General features: G+C 35.3%; 21 protein-coding genes. 10 read left to right on the top strand and 11 right to left on the bottom strand.

Going from position 1 to position 24,227, the window contains the following annotated elements:
- The first annotated feature begins 84 nt into the window (after positions 1–84).
- From BW983_RS15685 to dnaJ, 3 genes are all read left to right on the top strand, one after another.
- Entirely contained in the window at positions 85–1,419 is a 1,335-nt protein-coding gene (locus tag BW983_RS15685) for an Nramp family divalent metal transporter (RefSeq protein WP_076552836.1), read from the top strand.
- A 223-nt stretch (positions 1,420–1,642) separates the two neighbouring features.
- On the top strand, positions 1,643–2,179 hold the full coding sequence (locus BW983_RS15680; protein ID WP_076552835.1) for a nucleotide exchange factor GrpE: 537 nt from the start codon (positions 1,643–1,645) through the stop codon (positions 2,177–2,179).
- 100 nt (positions 2,180–2,279) lie between these two features.
- Positions 2,280–3,398: a molecular chaperone DnaJ gene (gene dnaJ / locus BW983_RS15675; RefSeq protein ID WP_076552834.1), complete on the top strand. Its 1,119-nt coding sequence runs from the start codon at positions 2,280–2,282 to the stop codon at positions 3,396–3,398.
- A gap of 133 nt (positions 3,399–3,531) precedes the next feature.
- Here dnaJ and BW983_RS15670 read toward each other — a convergent pair whose 3' ends face one another.
- Positions 3,532–4,413, bottom strand: a complete 882-nt coding sequence (locus tag BW983_RS15670; RefSeq protein WP_076552833.1) for a DUF808 family protein — start codon at positions 4,411–4,413, stop codon at positions 3,532–3,534.
- Between the two features lie 191 nt (positions 4,414–4,604).
- Between BW983_RS15670 and BW983_RS15665 the strand changes: the two genes are divergently transcribed.
- Complete coding sequence (locus BW983_RS15665) at positions 4,605–5,474, top strand: alpha/beta hydrolase (protein ID WP_076552832.1); 870 nt, start codon at positions 4,605–4,607, stop codon at positions 5,472–5,474.
- Between the two features lie 127 nt (positions 5,475–5,601).
- Here BW983_RS15665 and BW983_RS15660 read toward each other — a convergent pair whose 3' ends face one another.
- The 4 genes from BW983_RS15660 to BW983_RS15645 all read right to left on the bottom strand — a co-directional run bounded on the left by BW983_RS15660 (position 5,602) and on the right by BW983_RS15645 (position 10,210).
- On the bottom strand, positions 5,602–6,297 hold the full coding sequence (locus BW983_RS15660) for a DedA family protein (protein ID WP_076552831.1): 696 nt from the start codon (positions 6,295–6,297) through the stop codon (positions 5,602–5,604).
- Between the two features lie 85 nt (positions 6,298–6,382).
- Positions 6,383–7,495: a peptide chain release factor 2 gene (prfB, locus tag BW983_RS15655; protein ID WP_076552830.1), complete on the bottom strand. Its 1,113-nt coding sequence runs from the start codon at positions 7,493–7,495 to the stop codon at positions 6,383–6,385.
- Between the two features lie 151 nt (positions 7,496–7,646).
- Positions 7,647–8,747 carry an NAD(P)/FAD-dependent oxidoreductase gene (locus BW983_RS15650; protein WP_076552829.1) on the bottom strand — a complete coding sequence of 367 codons (1,101 nt, stop codon included), beginning with the start codon at positions 8,745–8,747 and terminating at the stop codon, positions 7,647–7,649.
- A gap of 113 nt (positions 8,748–8,860) precedes the next feature.
- The gene (locus BW983_RS15645) at positions 8,861–10,210 is read right to left on the bottom strand and encodes an ATP-binding protein (RefSeq protein ID WP_076552828.1); all 1,350 of its coding nucleotides are present in this window, start codon (positions 10,208–10,210) and stop codon (positions 8,861–8,863) included.
- Between the two features lie 144 nt (positions 10,211–10,354).
- Between BW983_RS15645 and BW983_RS15640 the strand changes: the two genes are divergently transcribed.
- Together BW983_RS15640 and BW983_RS15635 are read left to right on the top strand one after the other, a co-directional pair.
- Positions 10,355–10,999 carry a hypothetical protein gene (locus BW983_RS15640; RefSeq protein ID WP_076552904.1) on the top strand — a complete coding sequence of 215 codons (645 nt, stop codon included), beginning with the start codon at positions 10,355–10,357 and terminating at the stop codon, positions 10,997–10,999.
- The gene (locus BW983_RS15635; RefSeq protein ID WP_076552827.1) at positions 10,996–11,649 is read left to right on the top strand and encodes a hypothetical protein; all 654 of its coding nucleotides are present in this window, start codon (positions 10,996–10,998) and stop codon (positions 11,647–11,649) included. The genes BW983_RS15640 and BW983_RS15635 overlap by 4 nt, the downstream gene beginning before the upstream one ends.
- A 37-nt stretch (positions 11,650–11,686) precedes the next feature.
- Here BW983_RS15635 and msrB read toward each other — a convergent pair whose 3' ends face one another.
- From msrB to BW983_RS15615, 4 genes are all read right to left on the bottom strand, one after another.
- Positions 11,687–12,787, bottom strand: coding sequence for a peptide-methionine (R)-S-oxide reductase MsrB (msrB, locus tag BW983_RS15630; RefSeq protein WP_084184535.1), 1,101 nt, complete (start codon positions 12,785–12,787; stop codon positions 11,687–11,689).
- A 10-nt stretch (positions 12,788–12,797) separates the two neighbouring features.
- Complete coding sequence (locus tag BW983_RS15625; RefSeq protein ID WP_076552825.1) at positions 12,798–13,250, bottom strand: DUF417 family protein; 453 nt, start codon at positions 13,248–13,250, stop codon at positions 12,798–12,800.
- Positions 13,251–13,328: 78 nt separating this feature from the next.
- Positions 13,329–13,598 (bottom strand): hypothetical protein, encoded by a 270-nt coding sequence (locus BW983_RS15620; RefSeq protein WP_076552824.1) that lies wholly within the window; start codon positions 13,596–13,598, stop codon positions 13,329–13,331.
- 2 nt (positions 13,599–13,600) lie between these two features.
- Complete coding sequence (locus tag BW983_RS15615; protein ID WP_076552823.1) at positions 13,601–14,152, bottom strand: sigma-70 family RNA polymerase sigma factor; 552 nt, start codon at positions 14,150–14,152, stop codon at positions 13,601–13,603.
- A 491-nt stretch (positions 14,153–14,643) separates the two neighbouring features.
- On the opposite strand from BW983_RS15615, the gene alaS reads away from it, so the two are divergent.
- The 4 genes from alaS (at position 14,644) to BW983_RS15595 (ending at position 21,612) form a co-directional block, all read left to right on the top strand.
- Positions 14,644–17,247: an alanine--tRNA ligase gene (gene alaS / locus BW983_RS15610; RefSeq protein ID WP_076552822.1), complete on the top strand. Its 2,604-nt coding sequence runs from the start codon at positions 14,644–14,646 to the stop codon at positions 17,245–17,247.
- Between the two features lie 288 nt (positions 17,248–17,535).
- Positions 17,536–19,860 carry a hypothetical protein gene (locus BW983_RS15605; RefSeq protein ID WP_228409023.1) on the top strand — a complete coding sequence of 775 codons (2,325 nt, stop codon included), beginning with the start codon at positions 17,536–17,538 and terminating at the stop codon, positions 19,858–19,860.
- A 39-nt stretch (positions 19,861–19,899) separates the two neighbouring features.
- Positions 19,900–20,136, top strand: a complete 237-nt coding sequence (locus BW983_RS15600; RefSeq protein WP_076552820.1) for a hypothetical protein — start codon at positions 19,900–19,902, stop codon at positions 20,134–20,136.
- 6 nt (positions 20,137–20,142) lie between these two features.
- Complete coding sequence (locus BW983_RS15595; protein ID WP_076552819.1) at positions 20,143–21,612, top strand: M20/M25/M40 family metallo-hydrolase; 1,470 nt, start codon at positions 20,143–20,145, stop codon at positions 21,610–21,612.
- A 269-nt stretch (positions 21,613–21,881) separates the two neighbouring features.
- Here the strand turns inward: BW983_RS15595 and ilvA are convergent, their stop codons facing one another.
- The gene (ilvA, locus tag BW983_RS15590; RefSeq protein ID WP_076552818.1) at positions 21,882–23,144 is read right to left on the bottom strand and encodes a threonine ammonia-lyase IlvA; all 1,263 of its coding nucleotides are present in this window, start codon (positions 23,142–23,144) and stop codon (positions 21,882–21,884) included.
- Between the two features lie 13 nt (positions 23,145–23,157).
- Complete coding sequence (ilvC, locus tag BW983_RS15585; protein WP_076552817.1) at positions 23,158–24,204, bottom strand: ketol-acid reductoisomerase; 1,047 nt, start codon at positions 24,202–24,204, stop codon at positions 23,158–23,160.
- Positions 24,205–24,227: the final 23 nt, after the last annotated feature.

Below are 24,227 nucleotides of genomic sequence, written 5' to 3'. Positions count from 1 at the left end.
GGAAGTCATTTCCGGGATTTTTTATGCCCTTGATTTTTGTGTTTACATTTATTTAATTAAATTTGTTAGTCATTTCTAACAATTATGAATTTCAATATAAAAAGCGCTTGGCGAAAAGATAAAACATCACACTCTTTATCAGAAGTTTATTCTTCCATAAAAGTCCCTAAAAAGGCTAATTTCTGGAGAAAATATCTTGCATTTGCAGGTCCTGGACTTATGATCGCCGTGGGATATATGGATCCTGGAAACTGGGCAACAGATATTGCCGGAGGAGCTCAATTCGGATATACATTGCTTTCCGTGATTCTTATTTCTAATATTTTCGCAATGGTCCTGCAACATTTATCCGTTAAACTTGGAGTAGTTGCAGAAAGAGATCTTGCGCAAGCTTGTAGAGACCACTTTAGCCCTACTACCAACTTTATTCTCTGGATATTCTGTGAAATAGCCATTGCCGCCTGTGATCTTGCCGAGGTTATTGGTTCCGCCATTGCACTGAACCTCCTCTTTCATATTCCATTGACATGGGGAATTGTGATCACAACCGTAGATGTATTGATCATTCTCTTACTTCAGGCAAAAGGATTCCGATGGATCGAAAGTATCGTTGGAGGACTTATTTTTATCATTCTGGCTTGTTTTGTTTATGAAATTGTGATCTCAAAACCTGCTTTTAATGAAATTCTGGGTGGATTGGTTCCTCAAAAAGAAATCATACAAAATCCTGCAATGTTATATATTGCCATTGGTATTCTGGGAGCTACCGTAATGCCGCATAATTTATACCTTCACAGTAGTATTGTACAGACAAGAGACTACACCCGTGATACGGAAGGAAAAAAAGAAGCTATTAAGTTCGCAACTCTGGACAGCACCGTATCCCTGATGCTTGCCTTTTTTATCAATGCTGCGATTTTAATTCTGGCTGCCGCAACGTTCCACACTACAGGAAATGAACATGTAGCAGATATTCATGATGCTTACAAGATGCTTACCCCTATTCTAGGAGCGTCGATGGCAAGTATTGCATTTGCAATTGCTCTATTGGCTTCAGGACAGAATTCAACGCTTACAGGAACTCTTGCCGGACAGATTGTAATGGAAGGCTTTTTAAATATTAAATTAAAACCCTGGTTACGAAGATTGATAACAAGACTTATAGCTGTTATTCCAGCTCTTATTGTGGCTATTCTCTATGGTGAACAGGGAACTACAGAATTATTGGTATTAAGCCAAGTAATTTTGTCTATGCAATTAAGCTTTGCTGTAGTTCCGCTGGTCATGTTTACCAATGATAAAGCTAAGATGGGAGAATTTGTAAACAAACCTTTCCTGAAAGTTTGTGTGTGGATTATTTCGGTAATTATTATTGTTTTAAATCTGTATTTGCTGTATCAGACTTTTACTGGGGAATAGGAATATCATTAATGATTATAAATTTAAACCTTATAGGTTTTAGACCTCATTTTCAAACCAAGCGTACAAAATTATTTAACCACTCTGTCAAAAAATATTAGAATTTCTGCACTCTCCATAGGACATTCCTACTTATCTATCCATAACTATTTTCTGCCTTAATGTCCTGTTTTTTCCTTTGGCAGAGTCTTTGCGAAACATTCCTGTAAATAAATATTGAATTATGGAAAATCAGGATATTAACGAAGAAAGCATCAATAATCAAGAAGATAACAATGTTCAGAATGAGGCAACGTCTCAGGACAATGTGACAGCTACTCCTACTGCTGAGGAACTTTTGGCAGAAGAGAAAGACCGTTACATCAGATTATATGCTGAATTCGAAAACTATAAAAAAAGAACATCAAAAGAAAAAATGGAATTCTTCCAATATGCCAATCAGGATATGATGGTATCTATGTTGGGAGTTTTAGATGATTTCGAAAGAGCATTAAAAGAAATCGCTAAAAACGGAAATCCGGCTGATCTTCAGGGTGTAGAACTTATCTATCAGAAATTCAAAAATAAACTTACCGAAAAAGGATTAAAGGCAATGGAAGTGAAGGCTGGTGACAGCTTCAATGTAGACTTCCATGAAGCTATTACCCAAATTCCTGCTCCATCTGAGGATCTTAAAGGGAAAATCGTAGATGTTATTGAAACAGGTTATACTTTGAGCGACAAGGTAATCCGTTTTGCAAAAGTAGTAACAGGTAACTAAAATTCATAAATGATAAATGATGAGTGATAATGGATGAATATTTCACTTATTAGCTTTAAATATCTTTTATCATTTATCAATAATCAATTATTAAATTGTCATGTCAAAAAGAGATTATTACGAGGTTCTTGAGATCAGCAAATCTGCATCAGCCGACGAAATAAAGAAAGCATACCGTAAAATGGCTATCAAATTCCACCCGGATAAAAATCCAGGGGATAAAGAGGCTGAGGAAAAATTTAAAGAAGCTGCTGAAGCTTACGAAGTATTAAGCGACGATCAGAAACGTGCCAGATACGATCAATTCGGTCATGCCGGAATGAGTGGTAACGGAGGTTTCGGAGGCGGAGGCTTCGGAGGCGGAATGAATATGGAGGATATTTTCAGCCAGTTTGGAGATATTTTCGGTGGTGGTTTCGGAGGATTCGGCGGTGGCGGCGGTGGTCGTCAGCAGGTAAAAGGTTCTAATTTAAGAATCAGAATCAAGCTGAACCTTGAGGAAATGGTAAACGGAACTCACAAAACCATTAAAGTTAAAAAAATGAAGATGGCGGAAGGTGCCACTTCAAAAACATGCCCTACCTGTAATGGTTCCGGTGTTCAGCTTAAAGTAATGAACACGATGTTTGGTCAGATGCAGACTCAAACAACTTGTAGTACTTGTCAGGGAATCGGAAAAGTTGCTGATAAAATTCCTGCCGGAGCAAATGCTCAGGGTCTTGTAAAAGATGAGGAGGAAATCACAATCAATATTCCTGCAGGAGCAAGAGATGGAATCCAGCTTAATGTAAGAGGAAAAGGAAATGATGCTCCATTCGGCGGAACTCCGGGTGATTTATTAGTAATCATTGAAGAGGAAGTAGATCAGACCATCAAGAGAGAGGGAGATAACCTTCACCAGGAATTGTATGTATCATTTGCTGAAGCTGCTTTAGGTACTAAAAAAGAAATTCCTACCGTTGGTGGAAAAGTAAAGATCACTGTTGACCCTGGAACACAATCCGGAAAGATTTTAAGATTAGCAGGAAAAGGTCTTCCAAGCATCGACAGCTACGGTAAAGGAGACATGTTTATTCATATCAATGTATGGACACCTCAAAAGCTTACTAAGGAGCAAAAAGACTTCTTTGAAAAGCAGATGTCCAGCGGAGAAATGGTTGCAGAACCATCCGGAAAGGAAAAAACTTTTTTTGATAAAGTAAAAGATTTATTCAATTAATATAAAAAAGAGACTTGTAAAAAAGTCTCTTTTTTTTGTTTAAAGTTTCAAAATGATCTTTAAGCCAGACCATAAAAAATCCTGTACTCTCACGAATACAGGATTTTTTTGGTTATTTAATTATAATTCTGTTTTATTTTTTTGTCGCTAAAGAATAGATTCCTTTTCCTAAAGTGAAGACAGCAACCGCTGCCAATCCGCCAACAATTCCAAGCATAAGCTTTTTCAAAATATCCGGCCAAGTTGGAAGTAATCCATGAAAAAATTCTATTCTATGTAGAAAAATTTCACCAGCAACCATTATTAAGGCAATTGTTCCTACAACTCCTAATATTTTAATAACAATAGGTAAAGCTTTCACTAAAATGTGCCCAAGCTTTCCAAAAAAACCTTTATCGTTACTTTTCTTTATTAATTTAAACCCTGCATCATCCATTCTTACAATAAGAGCTACAATTCCATAAACTCCAACAGTCGCAATAAATGCAACCAAGCTCGTTACTAAAATCTGTGTAATGAAAGGATGGCTTTCTTCCAATACGGTTCCTAAAGCAATAATAACGATCTCGATTGATAAAATAAAATCTGTTGTAATTGCCGATTTTACTTTCTGTTTTTCTATTTCTTCTGAACTTTTTTCTTCTACAATCTCCTCTATAACTTCATGCCCTTTTTTGTCACGATGAAAAAGAAATTCTATTATTTTTTCCACTCCTTCAAAGGCAAGATAAAATCCTCCAAGGATCAACACATAATTAATAGCCGGAGCATACAACCAATTGAGTAAAAAAACGATAGGAAGAATAATCAGTTTATTGATAAACGACCCTTTAGTAATTGCCCATAATACAGGAATTTCTCTGGAAGAAAGAAAGCCAGTGGCTTTTTCTGCATTTACAGCCAGATCATCTCCCAAAATACCTGCTGTTTTTTGTGTAGCTATTTTACTGGTAACTGCTACATCATCCATCAATGCTGCAATATCATCCAAAATTGCAAAAAAGCCTGATGCCATATTTTAATAATTTTTTAATCTTTGTTAAGTTCAGCAAAAATAAATATTTAATTCTATTTACAAGCTGTTTTATATCAAATACATGAAAAGATAATAAAACTAAAATTAACATCCTGAAAAGCAATACAAAAACTCATGCAAATCATATCTTTTTACTACTTTTGCTGCTCTTTTTTCTGTAATTTTAATATATGAAAAGGCTCATTCTCAGATACCATTTATTCATTATGGGATGCATCAGTTTCCTGCTGCAGTCCTGTAATACAAAGTTCAGAGTATGGGTAGGTCCTGATGGTCAGCAAAAAATATATAATCTGAAATACGGAGAACATAAAAGACAAAAAATGGATGTTTTTCTTCCTAAAGATTATGCCGAGGATTCTCCTGTTGTTCTCATTGTTCACGGTGGAGCTTGGACGATGGGAAAGAAAGAACATATGATTCAGATCCAGAAAATGTTGTTTGAGAATAAAATTCCCAGTATCAATATGAATTACCGGTTAGTTTCTCATCGAAAAAAAATCACCTACAAACAACAGCTTGAAGATATCGGTTCTGCCATTCAAAAGTTTAATTCTTTAGCAGAAAAAGCAGAACTACAACCGAATAATTATATTCTTCTTGGGGAAAGTGCTGGCGGACACCTTGCTTTGCTCTATGGATACCAAAATCCTGACCAGATCAAGAAAATTATTTCATTAAGCGGTCCTACAGATTTTTATAGCACTGAGTATCTGAAATCTTTCTATTCTCAATACACCTCTCCTACTTTTCAAAAGGTTGTAGGAACAAAATTTGAACGTAAAGATCTTTCCGAAGCCTTCAAAGAAGCCAGTCCTATTGCAAATATTACCAATGTTCCTACTCTATTATTTCAGGGAAATAATGACTTTCTGGTTAATCAACATCAGGGAAAAGCCATGGATTCTGCTCTTACAAAAATGAATGTCCCTCATAAATTCATTTTCATGGAGAGAACCGGACACGTTCCAAGGTTTTTCAGTAAAAGAAAAAGAGACAGTATAATTTATCCTAATATTCTGAATTGGATTAAAAATTAAGCCTATCTAAACTCTTAAAATTAGTTTAAGGGAAAGTTTACCACGAATTCTTTTTTGTGTATTTATAGCGCTTAAAAAAGGCTGTCTCAAAAATTGAAACAGCCTCGTGTATTTTTATATTGAAATTTTATTCAAAATCTTTATTCTCATATTTCGAGAAATCTTCTTTCTTACCAACCATAAATTTGATAATCACCGGAAGTGTTGTCACCAATACAATAACGATGATAATATATTCCAGTTTTTCTTTCAGATTGATTCCAAACTGATCCATAAATAATTTATCCAGGTAATGTCCAGCAAAGATCAAAATAAACGACCATAGAACTGCCCCAATAACATTATCTCTAAGGAATTCTCTTTTATCCATCTTTACAATTCCGGCAACAATAGGAGTAAAAGTTCTTACAACCGGTAAGAATCTTGCCATAATGATTGCCAGTGCACCGTGTTTTTCAAAGAAATCATGTGCCTGATAAAGATACTTCTTCTTGAAAAGCATTGAATCCGGTCTTTTATACAAAGAAGGTCCTGTTTTTCTTCCAAAGTAATACCCTACTTCATTTCCTATAATTGCTGCAAGTGCTACTCCGGTAGCCAAAAGAGTTGTGTCTAAGAAATCACTGCCTGTAGACCCAAAAGTCTCTTTGATGATTTCAACGGCATAAATCCCTGAAACGAACAGTAGTGAATCTCCAGGTAGAAAAAATCCTACAAAAAGACCTGTTTCAGCAAAAACAATAAATAAAATAAGCCAAAACCCTCCCATTTTAATATAAAACTCCGGGTTTAATAAATCCTTCCAGCTATTGAAATCTTCCATATATATCGATGAACAACAAAAGTAGGTCTAAAATATCTGAAACAAAAATTAATTATAAGATTTTAACTAAAATTTCACATGATATTTATAGGTCAAGGTCATCATCGGAAACCGCGGTCCCATCAGCCATTAAGAAAGCTTTAAGGAAAGGAGTAATGTTTCCGTTCATTACAGCATCCACATCTGAGGTTTCATGACCTGAGCGTACATCTTTTACCAATTTGTAAGGGTGCATCACATAGTTTCTGATCTGGCTTCCCCACTCGATCTTCATTTTGTTTGCTTCAATCTCATTTCTTGCCTTCATACGCTCTTCCAATTCCATTTCGTATAATCTGGAACGAAGGAGCTGCATTGCTTTTTCCTTATTCTGAAGCTGCGAACGAGACTCTGAGTTTTCAATGATAATTCCGGTAGGTGCGTGACGAAGACGTACAGCTGTTTCTACCTTGTTTACGTTCTGACCTCCGGCTCCGGAAGACCTCATCGTTTCAAAAGATATATCAGCAGGGTTGATATTAATTTCAATAGTATCATCCACCAAAGGATAAACATATACAGAAACAAAGCTGGTATGACGTTTAGCATTGGAATCAAAAGGTGAAATTCTTACCAGCCTATGAACTCCGTTTTCACCCCTTAAGTATCCGAAAGCAAACTCACCTTCTATTTCAAGAGTAACGGTTTTCACTCCTGCTACATCACCTTCCTGGAAGTTCAGTTCACGGATCTTATACCCTTGCTTTTCTGCCCACATCGTATACATTCTCATCAACATGGATGCCCAGTCACAACTTTCTGTTCCTCCGGCTCCGGCTGTGATCTGAAGAACTGCAGACAATTCATCTCCTTCATTGGAAAGCATATTCTTGAACTCAAGGTCCTCGATTTTTTCTAACAACTGCGGGAAAGTTTCATCCAATTCTTTTTCAGAATCCGCATCTTCTTTGGCAAAATCAACTAAAACCTGTAAATCTTCAAACTGTGTCTGAATTTCATCATAGCTTTCTACCCATTTTTTCTTGGAACGAAGCTGTTTCAGGAATGCTTCAGCCGTTTTGGGATTGTCCCAAAATTCAGGAGCTGCAGTTTTCTCATCATCGTTGGCAATTTCTATCTTCTTTTTTTCAATCTGAAGGTATCTGTGTAAGTCTTCAATTCTCGATTGAGCTTCTTTTATCTGGTCGTTGTTGATCACGATTTTTTCTTTTTGCAAAAATAAGGATTTCTTTTAGAGTGGAAAGCGAAGAATTGAGGGTTTAAAGTTCAATATTTAAAGTGGAATTTTTAGAATTCATGTTAAATATAAATCCCCTAACTATAAATCATTTATTTTCATTCGTTACTTATCATTTCTTCACTATATCACCTATTTTCGGTGCCAGTGCTACTCCCATTCCTGAAAGTCTGACAGCGCAAAACTGTTTCTCTGATAATTGCTTTACAATAGGAGTTTTTTCATCACCCATAGCCATTATTCCTGACCAGCGAAGGGCAATTTTAAAATCCTGATCCGGCAGAACGACTTCTTTCAAAAATCTTTCCAGATGTTGCTGAAGATATTCTGTAGTTTCAAAAACTGTAGTTTCTTCTGTTTTAAAATCCTGATTTCTTCCTCCACCCAATAATATACGGTTTCCCAGATTTCTGAAATAATAAAACCCTTCATCGTAATGAAAAGTTCCGCTTAATTTTAAATTTTCAATAGGTTCGGTCAATAAGATTTGTCCACGGGCAGGAATTATATTTTCATGTTTCAAAAAATTTGAACTAAATGCATTAGTGCAATAAATCAATTTTTCTGTTTTAACTGAAATGTCTTCTGAAAGATAAACTTCAACCTCATCTGATCTCTCTTCTGTATTTTTGACTTCTGTTCCAAATAAGAACTCAACTTTCAGCTCATGGCATTTCTCTAAAAGTTTCTGCAACAATTTCCCTGAATGCAAACTTCCTTCACAAGAATTTTCAATCAAAAACTGAGATTTCCCCAATCCGAATTCTTTGATCTTCCCCTGATTAAGTGAATAGGTTTTATCAAGTCCGGTTATGGATTTTAATCTATTATTTACTTCCTCTATAGATGATAATGGTTCATCACTATTCAGAATTTCGTAACCTTCATTGAGTTCAAAATCGATTTCATTACTTTTAAAATATCGTCTGATTTTATGAAGCCCGTCAAATCTCATTTTAACAAGATCTAAGGTTTTTTCCCAACCCATTTTCTTGGAATCGGCGATTATTTCTGTAAGACTTCCAAAACAGGCAAAACCAGCATTTCTTGTTGAGGCACCCAAAGGGATATTACTTCTTTCAATAATCAATACACATTTATCAGGATAACTCTCTTTAATGGATATGGCAGCCCAAAGTCCGGAAAATCCGGCTCCAATGATAATAATATCTCTTTTACGATAAAATGTTTCCTGTTCCCAGATGCTGATCATGAGTAATGAATGATTAGTAATAAGTAATTAATAATAATGAAAAACTTGGGATGAGAGATAATAAAATGAATAGACTAAAACTAAACATTTACATCCCAAACCTAGCATCTCGGCTACTTTTCTTTCTCATCATTGTGCTGAAATCCAATAGCACGTCTTGGTTCTTCTACGACCTTATAGGTTTCCAATTCGTTTCGCAATGCCTGAATTCTAAATTGAAATTCATCAAAATTATTGATAATCACATCTGCTAAAAATCTTGCTACCTGATCAAGATATTCTTCAGTAAGTTTGGCTGCAGCATCACGTAAGGCTCCGTTTAAAAGCTTCTGATCTATCTTCAGCTTTTCATTACGGGTTCTTTGGTAAAGATTTTTGATTCGTTTTTTTAAACTTTGTGTAAAATCAATCAGCATCGTATTACTGAAGACCTTCATTTTTGAAGATATATCATGCCAGAAAGGAATTTTGTCTGCTTTATTATTTTTAAGAATTTTATAAAGTAAGGAGTCTTCTTCAAGACCTCTTGTCATTGCATATAAAATAATTTCAGAGCGTTCTGAAGCATTGGGTGGAAATATAGGAATCATTACATCAAATCTTCCAGGAGCCAAAACTTCTTCATCAATTTCCGAAACGGAATTGGCTGAACCGACCATCAAAACACCTTCTTTTTCAAATTTCCCGATATAATGGAGTATCAATTCCTGGGCTTCCAGATTACACGAAGCGATATCTGTTTCGGCTTTTCTCTGCATCATAATTTCATCAAAATCATCCATGAAAAGCAGCATTTTATTTTCCTTCATCACGGTAATAAGAAAATCACTGAAATTGATTTCATTACCATCAACCAGCGAAGTTCCCAGATAGTGTTTTTTAACTTCTTTAAATTGATATCCGATAATTTGCGCAATTTTATTCGCCCAGAAAATTTTCCCGCTTCCCGGAGGTCCGTATAATATAATTCCTGCCGGTTTATTGATTCCCCAATCTTTAATCTGTTGAGGGTTCAGAAAAGGCTCCAACACTGCTGAGGTATAAAAAAACAGGTCTCGGTATCCAATAAAATCTCTTTGCTGAAGACTGGTTTTATGTCCGAAATAGTCATAGACAAATTTATAGTTTCCGCCCAGTTTATTATCTATTCCATAACTTGAAATAGAAGACTTGAAAAAACCGTTATCGAAAATATTGAGGTTATTATCCTTTATTGCTTTTTCTACTTTATCTTTAGGCTGATTGATGACTTTGGCAATCTGCTCAAGCGTTTTATTTTTATCAAGATCTTTTTCGTACAATCTTAAAAAATCTACATTTTCACGGGCAAATTTCTCAAAGTCTTCTTTCACGTCAAAGTTTGTACTGATACAGTCTACCAATTCAAGGTCAAAATCCTGTATAAACTGTTTGATGGCTTCTGCAGAGACATTCAGTTCTTCTGCGAGTTCAATTAACTTCATAATTCCCTATTAGTTCTATCAAATTTAATATTTTAATCTTAATTCTCATCAACACACCTGAATTTTAATAACAGAACTTAATTTTTACAGATGTTTCTTCCTTCAATCTTAAATTATTTTATAATTTTATCAAAAACGAATAGGATGAAAAAAATATATTATGTTCCGGGGCTCATCAGTGCTATATTACTTCCGATACTATTCTGGTATTATGGCAATCAAAGGGTTCATCCTCAATATACAGTGATGGATCTGGGAATACCTCCCAAAATTACACCTGAAACTCCTTTAGAATATACTTTTGAACCCATAAGAAACTGGAATTACAAAAAGATTATTGTATCTCCCAATACAGCTTCAGAGAATCAACAATATTATATTTCTGAATTAAAAAAATTACAGGCAAGAAATGAGAAAGAAACTGGAATTGAATTTGTACTTGATAATAAAAATAATTATAAGGATTTCATAACATTACTCAATTCTATGGAACTAGCCAAGCAGGAAGTTTATGGTATTGATTTCGAAAAAACAGGTCACTTGTTTGCGGTTCATTATTATAAAGATTCTAACAAAATAGATGAAAACAACTATTTTTCTTGCGGAACTTCAGCAGCAACCGTTCATTACAAAGAAGAAATTCAACATAGAGGTTTAGGGAAATTAAAATATGCCGCAGAACTTCCAAAACAATCGTTTTATATGATCTTTGGTTTTTTATTATTTTTAAATATTTCAATGTTGAGTATAAAAGAAAATTTTCAATTTCATAGAAAAAAACTGGTATGAAAAGAGTGTATTATTTTCCAGGCTTGATCAGTGCTTTAGTAATTCCTGTTCTGCTTTGGCATTTTGGTAACAGAAAAATTGAAGAAATAACCACTTCAGTAATAGATTTTAGAATTCCTGCCCAATTAAAAAAAGACAATAGCAATTATAATGATACTCATGAGCCATTAAGAAGCTGGAATTTCAAAAAAATAGAAGTTCCTGCAGGTAAAGCAAAAGAAAATTCAGGTGTATATGTTTCGGAAGTGAAAGCATTACAACAAAGAAATGAGAAACATACGGGTCTTGAATTTATTTTAGGGAAAGAAAATACCTATGGAGATTTTGTTTCTATTCTCAATGATATGCATATTTCAAGACATGACGAATATGGCTTGGACCTGGAAAAAACCGGAAATTTAATTGTTCCTGTTACTTATCTGAATCCGTTGGCAGAATCTTGCGGGCTTTGTGGTGATGTTATAGAAGTAATAGACGATGGTCCATTGCTTTCAGTTTCTTTATATGAGCCTAGTATTTTTGATAACATCCAAGACTTTCTGTCCCAACTGACCAAAGAGGCTTATTTTCTACTATTGGGATTTCTTATACTATCCTATTTTTCAATAGTAAGCTTTAAAGAAAGGTTTCAAAGATCTACATTCAACTAAAAATAAATGGCTGCCAATCGGCAGCCATTCTTTCACATTACTTTTTATCTAACAACGGAAGATATTTTCCGTATCCTTTACTTTCCATTTCAGCTTTTGGGATAAACTTCAGAGAAGCACTGTTGATGCAGTAACGAAGACCTCCTTTATCCTCTGGTCCATCGTTGAAAACATGTCCTAGATGAGCATCTCCTGTTTTACTTCTTACCTCTACCCTTGTCATTCCGTGAGTGCGATCCATTTTTTCATCAATTAAACCTTTTGTAATCGGTTTTGAAAAACTAGGCCATCCACAACCAGATTGAAATTTATCTGTTGAAACAAACAAAGGCTCTCCTGTCGTAATATCTACATAAATTCCTTCGCGGGTTTCATCCCAGTATTCGTTCTGGAAAGCTCTTTCCGTACCATTTTCCTGGGTGACATTATATTGTTCTGCCGTAAGTTTCTCTTTTAAAACCTTTTTATCCTGTTTTTGATAAGAAGTTGCCTTTGGTAGCGGGTTTGCTTTTTTAGCCATTTCAAAAAGTCCTGGTTCAATATGGCAATATCCTCCCGGATTCTTATCCAGATAATCCTGATGATAATCTTCTGCTTTATAGAAATTTTTCAAAGGAATGGTTTCTACAACGATTGGTTTACTATAATTTTTTGCCAGTTTCTGAACTTCCCCTTTCACTACAGTTTCATCATTTTTATCTGTAAAATAAATTCCGGTTCTGTATTGGTTCCCTCTGTCATTGCCTTGTTGATCAATACTCGTGGGATCAATTGTTTTAAAATACAGATCAATCAACAACTTTAAATCTATCTGCTCAGGATCATATTTTACTTTCACTGTTTCTGCAAATCCTGTCGTGTGACTTACTACTTCTTCATACGTAGGATTCTGTGTATTACCGTTAGCATATCCCACTTCCGTACCTACAACACCACGGATCTGCTGAAAAAAATGTTCAGTTCCCCAAAAACATCCACCTGCAAAATAAATTTCCCTAAGATTCTTGTTATCCATAATTTCCTGTTTTTCTTTTTTCACTTCTACTTCAATAGGCTTATTCTTTTTAAAAAGCCCTGTTCCGGCAGCGAAAACTGCTATACCCAGAATAATACCGAGTACGATTAATATATTTTTCATATTTAGCTTTTTATTCATTATTTTTTGTTTGAACTATCATCAATCCAAATCCTAAAAGCATCAGATCTTTCAGGATAAAAAAGTCTGTCACAGGCACTCCATCCACTACTTTCCACATTCCCGGCGTTGTAAACAAATAACTTAGCGTTACCAGAAAAGTGACAATCATTCCTATTCCTGCATATCGTTTTAAGAATGCAAATTTCGCACTAAATATCAGTAATAAAGCAATGATAATTTCTATCACTCCGATAAGATTTGACACTACCTGCACGCTCATAATATTATATACGAAAAAGGTAAGAAAATGGTTTTCTACCAAAGGTTTTATAGCAGCAGCTTCTGTTAGGGTAAATTTGAAAATACCGATCCACAATAGGATAAGAGCGGCTCCAAAAAGTGAAATATAATACCCGATTTGGGTTGAGAGATTCTGTTTAGACTTCTGTACTGTTCCGACCATTTTTTTAATTTTAAATTAATACTTCGTTGTTTTCACAAGTATAGTCGGTGTCTTTTTATAATCCTGACAAAAATTTAATTAAAAATTTAATTTATCGAACATTTTATTTTTAAAATCCTGAATTTCAGACTCATTAATTTTTGCTTCTTTTTCTGAAAAGGTCTTTTCAAAAATTTTATCCAGAACGGCAAGCTTCTCATTATACATTTTACACCATTTGCAGATCATCAAATGCCTGTTAAGCTTCCTGTTTTCCTGAGCTGAAATGGAATGTGCATTACGTTTTTCCATAAGTAAAGTGGCTTCACTGCATGGCAAAAACAACATATGTAGAATTTTTCTTATCATTTTTATACTCTTGAAAACCAATTAAACTCCAGGCATTCTCTTAATTGCATCCGGCTCCGTTGAAGAACCTTCCAAAGATTAGTCGCGGAAACATCTAATTCCTGACTTACTTCTGCTGCTTTTTTTTCTTCGAGGTAATACATTTTCAACAAAATCTTCCATCTGGCAGGTAATTTCTCAATACATTCCTCTAATGTTTTATTAAAATCAGTATTATCCAAAAGCTCATTTTCTTCTCCTGATACATTCCAATCTTGCAGAACATCATTATTTCTCCACGAACCTGTTTCATCAAAAAAATGATCCAGCCTTATATTAGGTTCTGATTTATATTTTTTACGGTAAAAGTCAGCAATTTTTCTGTTCAGAATAGCCATAAGCCAAGTCAGCGGTTGACTTTTCCCTTCAAATGATTCGTAATTGGAAAATGCAGCTATAAAAACGTCCTGAACTACGTCCTGAGCATCTTCTTTGTTAGAAAGCAGATAGAGTGCCTTTTTCAAAAGAGGTCCGGAGTATTGTTCTATCCAGCTTTTCAGGGTTTCATTTTTCATGATTGAGTGGACTTTTTTGTCTTATTCTGATATAAACGAAGGTAATAAGTTAAATGGAAATAAGCAAAAACATTATGGAGTGAATGTTTTTTGTTGGAAAACGAAAGGACGCGAATAATTTTAACATAGAATGTATGTTTTTAATGTGCAAATTTTATATCCGATAAAATTGTACACGAGTTTATATAGCCACGAATGCACGAATAAAAAAGGATTCGTGCATTCGTGGCGAAAAAATAATGAAAGGTTTTCTATAGCTGAAATCTTTGATTTCCTTATATCTTGCAATATGCAGAGGATCCTTAAAAAAACTCTGTCTCTTAGCATTTGTAAAAAAATACAGCCAATATATTCCTTGTGGTAATAAATTATTATGTCTAACATTTGACAAATCCACCTTGAAAATATCAAATATTAGATATTAAATCACCTAAAAATCTTAAATTTGCATCTTATCAAAATTTGATACTAAAAAAAGCAAAAGCAATACTATGACATCACAAGAGATACGTCAAAAATTTTTAGACTATTTTAAAAGTAAGGAACACCTTATCGTTCCTTCAGCTCCTATTGTGCTGAAAGACGACCCTACCCTTATGTTTTCCAACTCAGGAATGACGCAGTTCAAGGATTTCTTCCTTGGCTACAAAACGCCTACCGCCCCAAGAATTGCCGATACACAGAAGTGTCTTAGGGTTTCTGGAAAACACAATGATTTGGATGATGTAGGTAGAGATACTTACCACCATACCATGTTTGAAATGTTGGGGAACTGGTCTTTCGGGGATTACTTCAAAAAGGAGGCTATTGCTTTTGCCTGGGAATTATTGACTGAAGTATACGGAATTCCAAAGGAGAATTTATATGTAACGATTTTCGAAGGAGATACATCTGAAAACCTTAACAGAGATCAGGATGCTTTTGACTTCTGGAAATCTCACATTTCTGAAGACAGAATCATCAACGGAAATAAGAAGGATAATTTCTGGGAAATGGGTGCAAGCGGACCTTGTGGACCTTGTTCGGAAATTCATATCGATTTAAGAACTCCTGAAGAAAAAGCTAAAGTTTCTGGTTTGGAATTGGTGAACAATGATCACCCTCAAGTGGTAGAAGTTTGGAATCTCGTTTTCATGGAATTTAACAGAAAAGCAGATGGTTCTCTGGAAAAACTACCTGCTCAGCATGTAGATACCGGAATGGGCTTTGAACGTCTTTGTATGGCGCTTCAAGGGAAGTCTTCCAACTATGACACCGACGTTTTCACTCCTCTTATTTCTAAGGTTGAAGAACTTTCAGGGAAAAAATATACCGGAATTTTAGAAGATGAAAAAGATATTGCTATCCGTGTGGTAGTTGATCATATCAGAGCGGTTTCTTTTGCGATTGCAGACGGACAATTACCTTCAAACGGAGGAGCTGGTTATGTTATCAGAAGAATTTTGAGAAGAGGAATTTCTTATTCTTATCGATTCTTGGATATGAAAGAACCTTTCCTTTACAAATTGGTTGCTGTTCTTCAGGAACAAATGGGAGCATTCTTCCCTGAGCTTGAGAAGCAAGGAACTTTGGTAACAGAAGTTATCAAAAGTGAAGAAGATTCATTCTTAAAAACCATTGAAAACGGATTGATCAGAGTTGAAAAATTGATTCAACAGACGATTGCTGATAATTTAAAAGTATTACCAAGCGAAGAAGTTTTCGAATTATATGATACTTATGGTTTCCCTGATGACTTAACAAGAATTATTGCTGAGGAAAAAGGGTTAACGATTGATGAGGAAGGATTCAAGGCTGAAATGGAAAAGCAAAAGCAACGTTCCAAATCTGATTCTGCTCAAAAAGTTTATGACTGGGTTGTTTTAGAAGAAAAACCGGAAGCTTTCGTTGGATATGACCAAATCGAATCTGAAACTTATATTACAAGATACAGAAAGGTAGAAAATAAAGACGGAGAATTTTATCAGGTTGTGCTAAGCAACTCTCCATTCTACCCTGAAGGTGGTGGACAGGTTGGAGACAAAGGTATTCTTGAAAATGCCACTGAAAGCTTCGAAGTACTGGAAACTAAAAAAGAAAATGGTCTTATCATTTCTTTAATTAATGGTCTTCCTAAAGATGCAGGAGCTGTTTTCTATGCTAAAGTAAATGCTACAGATAGAAAAAATTCTCAGGCAAACCACTCTGTGACTCACCTTCTACATGAGGCTTTAAGAGATGTTTTAGGGACTCACGTAGAACAAAAAGGTTCTTATGTAGGTCCTGATTATTTACGTTTCGACTTCTCTCACTTTAATAAAATGACAGAAGAAGAAATTTCTTTAATTGAAGAAAAAGTAAATCACAAGATCAAAGAAAGTATTGCATTACAGGAATTCAGAAGCATTCCAATTGCTGAGGCTTTAGAGAAAGGAGCAATGGCTTTATTTGGTGAAAAATATGGTGACAATGTGAGAATGATCCAGTTTGGAAGCTCTAAGGAACTTTGTGGAGGAACTCACGTAAAAAACACTAGTGAAATCGGTCATTTCAAAATTACTTCTGAAGGTTCTGCAGCAGCGGGAATCAGAAGAATTGAAGCAATTTCAGGTGACAAATCTGAAGAATACTTCAAGAATCTTGAAAAGCAGATTATTGAGCTTTCACAGCTATTAAAATCTAAAGATGTTGTAAGATCTATCGAAAAACTAATCGAGGAAAATGCTTCATTAAAGTCTGAAGTAGATGCTCTTAAAAAAGAAAAAGCAAAAGGAGAAATCGGTGACTGGAAGAATGCTTACGAGCAGAAAGGTAACAAGCAGTTATTGGTAAAAAAGACTTCTTTAGACGCTGGTTCTGTAAAGGATATTGTATTCCAGTTAAAGAGAGAGATCCCAACTTCGGTAACGATTATTCTTTCTGATGCAGACGGTAAACCAATGATCACTGTTGGAGTTTCTGATGATCTGGCAGCAGATTATCAGGCAGGAGCTATTGTAAAAGATCTTGCTAAAGAAATCCAAGGTGGTGGTGGTGGAAATCCTGGTTTTGCTACTGCTGGTGGTAAAAACCTTGACGGATTAGAAAACGCTTATCAAAAGGCTTTAAATATTTAATACATTATTTAAACATATAGAAACTCCTGAATTGATCCATTCAGGAGTTTTTTTATTGGAAAACTTCAAGAATTATAATAAGAATATCTGTATTCGAATTCAATCTTAGCTTTTTCAAGAAAAACCCATCTCTACATTAGATTAAATCAATGTTATACTCTGTTAAAAACTTTTGTACAACAATAAATATTATTAATTTTGACATTGTTTTTTTAGATGAAAAAGAGTTTACAATTACTATTTTTTTTGATATTCTTTTTGGGTTATTCGCAATTGAAAATTAAAGTTGTGGATGATTCCAGCCAAAAACCTGTACCTAATGCAAAAATTTCCTGCGATGACAAAATTCTTGGTTATACCAATACACAGGGAGTCTTAGAGTTTCAGACTGGTTGCAAGAACATCAACATTGAAGCAAATTCTTATCAGAAGGAAACAACTACTGTAGAAAGCAGTATGGAGGTTTCTCTTCTTAAAAATTCCTCAAAGACTACAGCTATTGATGCCATTGTCATTGAGGATAAAAGTGATCCGCGTGCCTTGGAAATTCTGAAAAAAGTCAACAAGCTGTTCAACGAGAATTCTCCCAAAAGTCTGGGCTCCTATTCTTTTAAATCTTACGAGAAAGTATCTTTGGATATTGACGAAGACAGCCTTACCCAGTTCAACCAGTATTTTGATGAACTTAATCTTTTTAAGAAAAAGAGAGAAAAGGATTCATTGAGTAACATTAATGCAAGAAAGATATTTGCAAAAAGCAAACTCTTCCTTTGGGAAAGAGCACAGGAGTTTTTGTATTCTAAAAAGTTTGGAGAGAAGATCAATATTCTTGATAACAGAATTTCCGGTTTAAAACAACCGATTTATGAAATGATTGCTCTCCAGCAAAGTAACAGAGATGTTGTTCCTGAGCAGTTAAAGCCAGAAAACAGAGGTCTTTACAGATTCTTTCTTTCGGATACTATAGAGCTTGATGGCAGAAAAAACTTTGTGATCCGATTCCGTGAGGTAAATTATAAAAAGCCAGACAGAAAGAGAAAGTATAATGGTGCTATTTATGTAGATACTGAAACCTACGGAATCAAAAAGATTGAAAATTTCAGTAAAAATAAAAATGACGGTATCATCACAAGTACCTGGGTATTTTATAGCAATAAATGGTTCCTTGCTCATGAAACAGCCAAGCTTAAAATGGGTAAAATGGCTATGGGCGATAAAGACCACATCGACAGAAAGGACAAGAAGAATTTTAATACTTATGCATATTTAACCTCAAAATACTTTGATTTTGAATCTCCTATTGAGGAAAAAGCCAAGGATTTTAAAGGCTATACTTTTTCGGTAAAGAATATTGACGGACATTCTCTGGATCAATACAGAACTGATCAGCTTACAGAAAGAGAACAAAATACCTACAAAACGATTGACAGTCTTGGTAAAAGATATAAAATCGACAGTAAAGCTCAAATGATTTCCGGTCTGCTCAATGGGGCAATAAGAGTAGGATCTGTAGATTTTGCAGTGGATGAGGTCGTTAATTATAACTCATACGAAGGTTTCAGACTTGGTTTAAAAGCTAAAGTGAATGAAAACTTCAATCCTTATATTTCTCCGGATTATTATTTCGCTTACGGTGTGAAAGACAGAACCTGGAAATACGGGATGGGAATTGATGTAAAAACGACTTTGGAGAAAAATTCATTTTTCAGATTTGATTTTTATGATGATGTTACCGCATCCGGAGAGTTTTACAGAAGACTTTGGAATTTCAAAATGAGAATGATGAACTTTGGGAATAATTTAAATAATGATAAGTATTTTCATTTCAAAGGTGCCTCACTTTCTTATTTGAATGATGTAACGAACGGGCTTACCCTTGCTCTTGCGGTAAGGAGAAATACAGAGGAAGCTCAATTTGATTACCAGTTTAAGGATAGTGGGTCTTCATTTAAAAACTTTAATACATTATTTACGTTAAAATATTCCCCGAATTCTACTAATATTATGACCCCACAGGGAAAATCTCTGATCGATCAGAAATATCCGGAATTGTATTTCAACTATGAGCAGAGTTACAAAATGGCAGGTGGAGATTTTAATTATTCCCGTTTTGATGCTCTTTTTGTACACAACTTCAAAACCGTGATCGGGACTACCGGATTCAGGCTTTATGGAGGAATGGTTTTGGGGGCAGCTCCTATCTGGAAGAACTTTACGATGAACGGACTTGCATCGCCCGGGAAAGATTTTAATTTTAACCTTACTTCATTTCTTGGATTTGCTACGTTGGAAGGAGGAAAGTATTATAATGATAAATTTGTTGCCTATTATTTCACACACAGACTTCCCTGGTATTTCAAAAGCTTCGGGCACAATGTTTCCAGCTTTGATTTTGTATTGCGAGGAACCATTGGAGATATGAAACATCCGGAATACCACCAGTTTAAGTTCAGAAAGCTAGATCACCTGTATCAGGAAGTTGGATTGGAATGGAATAATTTTCTATCCAGCTATTTCAATCTGGGCTTATTTTACAGAGTGGGTTATTATGCAACGCCGCATTTCAAGGAGAATTTTGCTATTCAGTTTAAGCTGAAGTTCCTTGAATTTTAAATTCCGATCTTTACACACATAAAATATATTATCATAAACATGCAGAGAATAGAAATAAAAGCAGAAGCGTTTTTTGAATTATTAAAACTGAAAGACACTTCCATGTGGGAGATTTTCTCACAAATGATCAACGGAGAGGAAAAAGAAATTATATTTTTAGATAACGAGGATAAAATCCTATTCACCTATATTTTACCTGCTGATCCGGAAAAACTGGAAGAAGACAGAAAAGAGTTTTCAAAACAATTTGCTGATAAACTGGGCACCTTAAATTAAAAGCTTATGAATAAAAATTATGTTTTTTCCCTATTGAGTTTTCTTTTATTTAATATCGGGAATGCTCAAAGCTATAAGAAGCCATTGGTTTCTGCTATCAAGGAAACAGATCTGAGAAAGGATATGTACGAACTTGCCGCAGATCAGTTCTGGGGTCGTGAAGCAGGAACACTTGATGAATTAAAAGTATCGATGTGGCTTGCCGATAAAGCTAAAGAAGCAGGAATGAAACCTGCGGGTGATAATGGTACATTTTTTCAGTTTTTTGAAATGTACAGACATCAGGTTATCCCACAAAGCACCTTAAAAATTGGAGATCAGAATCTAAAGTTATGGAAGGATTTTCTTGTTGCTGAGCCTGTAAATTCTACTCTGGACGGAGATATTGTCTACGCAGGAAATGCTGAACCCGAAGATCTTTCAAAACTGAATATTAAAGGAAAGGTTCTTGCTGTAAATGCTTCGGATAAAAATATTGATAAGGAAATGACCCTTTTTGTAAGAAGATATCCTGGATTTGTAAGAACAAAATATTATAACAAAGCCAGTGAACTGGGAGCAAAAGGAATTATTTTCATTACCGATGATATTTCTGACAAAAGCTGGGTAGAGGTACTTCCCCAAATGACCAGAGGAAGCTATGGCGTAGAAGGCTTAAGAGAGAAAATCACCAATAATATTCCTGTACTTTGGATCAAAAGAGAAAATGCAAATTGGGTAAAAAACAATCCGAAGGTTTCTCTTAATCTCATTACTGAAACCTACAAATATCCTTCTGTAAACATCATCGGAAAGATAGAAGGTACGGATCCTGTGCTTAAAAACGAATATGTTCTTATAAGCGGACATCAGGATCATGACGGGATCAGACATCCTGTAAAAAATGATACCATTTATAACGGTGCTGATGACAACGCAAGTACTTGTGTAGCAATGTTGGCAATGGCAAGAGCTTACAAAAAACAACCTTCAAAGAGAAGTATTCTGTTTGTCTTCCATGGTGCTGAAGAAAGAGGTTTACTGGGATCAAGATGGCATGCCGCTCATCCTGTAGTACCGAAAGAGAATATTGTAGCTGTCCTGAATGGAGATATGATCGGAAGAAATGATAATAATGAAGCCGCTTTATTAGGTGGAAACGCTCCTCATAAGAATTCTGAAGAATTGGTAAAAATGGCTGAAGATGCTAATAATGAAAGTACAAAATTCAAGTATCTGAAAGATTGGGATTCTCCACAGCATGCTGAATATTTCTATTTCAGAAGTGATCATCTTCCGTATGCTAAAGTTGGAATTCCAGCAATATTTTTCACCAGCGTACTACACGACCAATATCATACACCACAAGATGAATCTGAAAACATCAACTATAAAAAGCTGTATAAAATGACAGAATGGATGTACAGAACATCCTGGAAAGTTGCTAACGAGACTGAACGTCCGAAAGTGATTTCGAATTTTACGCTTGAAAGATAAACTACTAACTCCGGCTCACGAATGTGAGCCGGAGTTTTTTTATAATGCCACGAATGCACGAATATTTTTAGTTGAATAGGATCATTTTTCTTCTTACATAAATGAAAATCAACATAGTGTTAGCTTTTATACCAAACTTAAAGCATATAAACCATTTAAAACTTCATCTTTCTAGCTACAGAATCTTATTTTTTAAACCACATAGATTAATAACATCCATAATTTTATTCGTGTATTCGTGGCTAGTAAAAATGTGGGTGTATTTCTAATTAGATCAGCAAATTCATCAAAGAAGGATCATTGTTTAAGTAATTGACAAAGAAATCATACTTCTTCATTTTATCCATCAAGGGTGTAAAATCTTCTTTTTGTTTTAAAGCAATTCCTACAACTGCTATTCCCTTTTCTTTTGAATTTTTCTGGGTGTATTCAAAAAAAGTAATATCATCATTACGCCCCAACACATCCATAACAAAGCTTTTTAAAGCTCCGGGACGCTGCGGAAACCTTACCAGAAAATAATGTTTTAAGTTGGCATAGAGCAAAGCCTTTTCTTTGATCTCCTCCATTCTCGTAATATCATTATTACTTCCACTGATGATGCAGACTACATTTTTTCCCTCTATCTGCTCTTTATATTTTTCCAGCACAGCGACAGAAAGTGCACCAGCCGGTTCTACAACAATGGCATCTTTATTATATAATGAAAGGATAGTCTCACATACAAGCCCCTCTTCTACTACTGCCATGTCATGCAAAATATCTTTACAAATTTCAAAAGTATGATTTCCCACTTGCTGTACGGCTGCACCATCTACAAAACGACTGATCTTTTCAAGATGAACAGGTTTTCCTACTTCCAATGCCTTTTTCATACTTGCAGCTGCTGAAGGTTCTACTCCAATAATTTTGGTTTGGGGAGATAACTCTTTAAAAACAGTACAGACACCTGCAGCCAATCCACCGCCGCCTATTGGTACAAAAAGATAATCAATAGGTTCACCAGCCTGTTCAAGGATTTCCAATGCTGTCGTAGCTTGTCCTTCTATAATTGCGGGATCATCAAAAGGATGGATAAACATTCCGTTCTGCTCGTTGCAAAACCTCATCGCAGCATCTTTAGCTTCGTCAAAAGTATCTCCATGCAAAACAATATCAATATAATCTCCACCGAACATTTTTACCTGTTCCAGTTTTTGTCCCGGCGTAGGCAAAGGCATGAAAATAGTTCCTTTAATCTTCATGGTATTGCACGCAAAAGCAACCCCTTGGGCATGATTTCCTGCACTGGCACAAACAATTCCTCTGGAAAGCTCTTCCTTCGACATCGTTGCCATTTTATTGTATGCCCCACGAATTTTATAAGATCTTACCCTTTGAAGGTCTTCTCTTTTGAAGTGTACTTTCGCATTATAAACCGTTGACAGATTATTATTAATTGCCAAAGGAGTTTTAACACAGACATTTTCTAGTCTTTCTGCTGCTTTATAAATAGTATCCAACATGGATAGATATGTTTCTCCCGTCTTCATTTTACATTTTGTATTAATTGTTCTCTGGTCTCAGGCTGCGTACCGTTTTTCCTGCTTTCCACATTTCACTTTCTCTTAATTCTGTAAGTTCTACCTCCAGTTTTTCTCTGTAGTCAGGCTTACTGTTGCTGTCGATGGATCTTTGTGCCTCATTTCCTTTAGCAACATTTTCATAAAGTTCTTCAAACAAAGGAGAAGTAGCATCTCTGAAACGTTTCCACCAGTCTAAGGCACCTCTTTGAGCGGTTGTACTACAATTGGCATACATCCAGTCCATTCCGTTTTCAGCTACTAATGGCATTAATGATTGGGTCAATTCTTCTACTGTTTCATTAAATGCTTCAGACGGGCTGTGTCCATTTTTTCTTAATACATCATATTGCGCAGCAAATATCCCCTGAACAGCTCCCATCAAAGTTCCTCTTTCTCCTGCAAGATCACTATATACTTCTTTTTTAAAGTCTGTTTCGAATAAATAGCCGCTTCCAATGGCAATTCCCAACGCTGTCACTCTATCTCTAGCCTTTCCTGTGGCGTCCTGATAAACGGCAAAACTACTGTTCAATCCTCTGTCTTGAAGGAACATTCTTCTTAATGAAGTTCCTGAACCTTTAGGAGCAACAAGAAAAACATCTACATCTGCCGGCGGAACAATTCCTGTACGTTCATTAAAGGTAATTCCAAATCCATGAGAGAAATACAAAGCTTTTCCAGGAGTAAGATTTTGCTTTACTTTAGGCCAGTATTCTATTTGTGCAGCATCACTTAACAAATAACAGATTATCGTTCCTTTCTCTAATGCTTCTTCTATTTCAAATAATGTTTCCCCAGGTACAAATCCGTCTGCTACAGCTTTATCCCATGATTTAGATTTTTTTCTCTGCCCTACAATCACATTAATTCCATTATCTTTCTGATTCAATGCCTGCCCTGGTCCCTGTACTCCATAGCCAATTACTGCTACAATCTCATCTTTTAATACTTCCTGAGCTTTATTTAACGGAAATTCTTCTCTTGTTACTACGTTTTCCTCTACTCCTCCAAAATTCAATTTTGCCATTTTTTTTGATTTTATTTGTTGTT

This window comes from Chryseobacterium ureilyticum (genome assembly GCF_900156735.1).
GTDB lineage: Bacteria > Bacteroidota > Bacteroidia > Flavobacteriales > Weeksellaceae > Chryseobacterium > Chryseobacterium ureilyticum.
This window is presented reverse-complemented; position numbering and strand designations above follow the sequence as displayed.